At 64.3% G+C, this 2,806-nt stretch carries 1 protein-coding gene; it reads left to right on the top strand.

Annotated features, from left to right (window positions below; translation table 11 throughout):
• Positions 1–2,806 (top strand): condensation domain-containing protein (locus QBK88_RS30620; RefSeq protein WP_277965035.1); only part of this gene is annotated, 2,806 nt, incomplete at both ends.

Below are 2,806 nucleotides of genomic sequence, written 5' to 3'. Positions count from 1 at the left end.
GCGGCAGGCGGGCATTCATTTCACCCCCAAGCAACTGTTCCAGCACCAGACCGTGCAAGGCCTGGCGGTCGTGGCGCGGGTGGGCGAGCAGGGCGGTGTACAGATCGACCAGGGGCCGGTAACCGGCCAGGCGTTGCTGCTGCCGATCCAGCAGTGGTTCTTCGAGCAGGACATCCCGGACCGGCATCACTGGAACCAGTCGTTGCTGCTGACCCCGGGCCAACGCCTGGAGGCGTCGGTGCTGGAGCAGGCATTGCAGGCACTGGTGGCGCACCACGATGCCCTGCGCCTGGGCTTCGCGCAACAGGATGATGGTCGTTGGGAGGCCGCTTACAGGACCGCGGGCCCGGCGGCACCCCTGCTCTGGCAGGTAGAGCTGGAAGGGGAGCAGGCGTTGCCAGGGCTCTGTGAAAACGCCCAGGCCAGTCTCGATCTGGCCCAGGGGCCGTTGCTCAGGGCGGTGCTGGCCAACCTGCCCGATGGTAGCCAGCGACTGTTGCTAGCTGTTCATCACCTGGTGGTGGATGGTGTCTCGTGGCGTATCCTCTTGCAGGATCTGCAAACCGCCCATGGTCAACTGAGTACGGGCCAGGCAGTAGCATTGGCTGCCAAGACCAGTGCCGGCAAGGCCTGGGCCGAGCGCATCCAGGGTTATGCCAACGGTGATGCGCAGGCTGAGCTGAGCCTCTGGCGCGAGCAGTTGGCAGGGGCGTCGTCGCTGCTGCCGTGCGACAACGCGCAGGGCTCTTTGCAAAACCGTCATGCCGAGCGGGCCCAGACGCGACTGGGCGCGGACCTCACGCGCAAGCTCTTGCAACAGGCGCCGACGGCGTATCGCACCCAAGTCAACGACCTGCTGCTGACGGCGCTGGCCCGGGTGATCGCCCGCTGGACCGCAGACGAGCAGGTACACATCCAGTTGGAAGGGCACGGTCGTGAAGACCTGTTCGAGGACGTGGACCTGACCCGTACGGTAGGCTGGTTCACCAGCCTGTATCCGGTGAAGCTCACTGTTCGGCCTTCGGTGGCTGAATCGATCAAGCGAGTCAAGGAACAACTGCGCACGATCCCGAACAAGGGCATCGGCTTTGGTGCCTTGCGGTATCTGGGCAGCGAAGAAACCCGTCAGGCCCTGGCCCAGTTGCCTGTACCCCGCATCACCTTCAACTACCTCGGCCAGTTCGATGGCAGCTTTGCCCCAGCCAGCGGTGCAGGCGAAACCAGCGCGCTGTTCACGCCGGCACCGGAGAGCAGCGGGGCCAATCAAAGCCCCCGGGCTGAACTCGGCAACTGGCTGTCCATCAATGGTCAGGTCTATAACGGTGAACTGAACCTGGGCTGGACCTTCAGCCGCGACATGTTCGCCCCTGCCACCATTCAACGGCTCGCTGACGATTACGCCGCGGAGCTCACTGCTCTGGTGGCCCATTGCGTGGATGAGCAAGCCCAGGGCGTCACCCCTTCGGACTTCCCGTTGGCAGCCCTGGACCAGGCACAGCTGGATTCCTTGAGCGTGCCGGCAGGCGAGATCGAAGACATCTATCCCCTGTCCCCCATGCAACAGGGCATGCTGTTCCATGCCCTGTATGAGCGACAGGCCGGGCACTATATCAACCAGATGCGCGTGGACGTGGAGGGGCTCGATAGCCAGCGTTTTCACCAGGCCTGGCAGCAGGCCGTGGCTCGCCATGATGTGCTGCGCGCCAGCTTCGTCACGCGTTTCGAGCAGCCGCTGCAGGTGATCCGCCGGGCGGTCCGCCTGCCGTTTGTGCACGAAGACTGGTCATCCCAGCCTGACCTGGCCCAGCGCCTGGATGCCTGGGCCATCGCCGACCGCCAGGCCGGATTTGACCTGCATGATGACCCACTGCTGCGCATCGCTATCATCCGCACCGGGCCAGACACGCATCATGTGATCTACACCAGTCACCACATCCTCATGGACGGCTGGAGTAACTCGCAGCTGCTGGGTGAAGTGTTGCAGCGCTATGCGGGTCAAGCGCCGGCACAGACGGCCGGCAAATACCGTGAGCATATCCAATGGCTGGACAGGCAGGATCGCCAGGCCAGTGAAGCATTCTGGCGTCAGCAACTGCAGCCGGTCGAGCACCCGACGCGGCTGGCCAATGCGCTGCGTAACGGCAACGCTGTCACCACGCCTGGCCAGGGCGACCACTATCATGTTCTGGATGCCACCCGTACCCTGGCCCTGAGCGAATTCGCCCGCCAGCAACGGGTTACCGTCAACACCCTGGTGCAGGCCGCGTGGCTGCTGCTGTTGCAGCGTTATACCGGGCAGGACTGCGTGACGTTCGGGGCGACAGTGTCGGGTCGCCCGGCTGACCTGGAAGGGGTCGAGCAGCAACTGGGTCTGTTCATCAACACCTTGCCGGTGATTGCCAGCCCGCGTGCCGAGCAATCCGTGGCGGCCTGGATCGACCAGGTCCAGCAACTCAACCTGGCCTTGCGCGAGCACGAGCACACGCCGCTGTACGATATACAGCGCTGGGCGGGCGGCGCGGCCGAAGGCCTGTTCGACACCCTGCTGGTGTTCGAGAACTACCCGGTGTCCGAGGCGCTGCAGAAGGGCGCGCCAGCCGGGCTGGTCTTTGCGCAGGTCAAGAATCAGGAGCAGACCAACTACCCAATGACCCTCGCCTTGGGCCTTGGCGCGACATTGTCGATGCACTTCAGCTATGCGCGTGCGCAATTTGACGACGCGAATGTGCGCCAGATTGCGGTGCACTTCGACCATCTGCTTGCTGGCCTGATTGCCGATGGGCAGCGCTGCGTAGGTGCCGTGCCC

Source organism: Pseudomonas sp. RIT-To-2, assembly GCF_029623465.1.
GTDB lineage: Bacteria > Pseudomonadota > Gammaproteobacteria > Pseudomonadales > Pseudomonadaceae > Aquipseudomonas > Aquipseudomonas silvicola.
The sequence above is the reverse complement of the archived record's forward strand: the minus strand, read 5'-3'. Positions and strand labels throughout refer to the sequence as shown.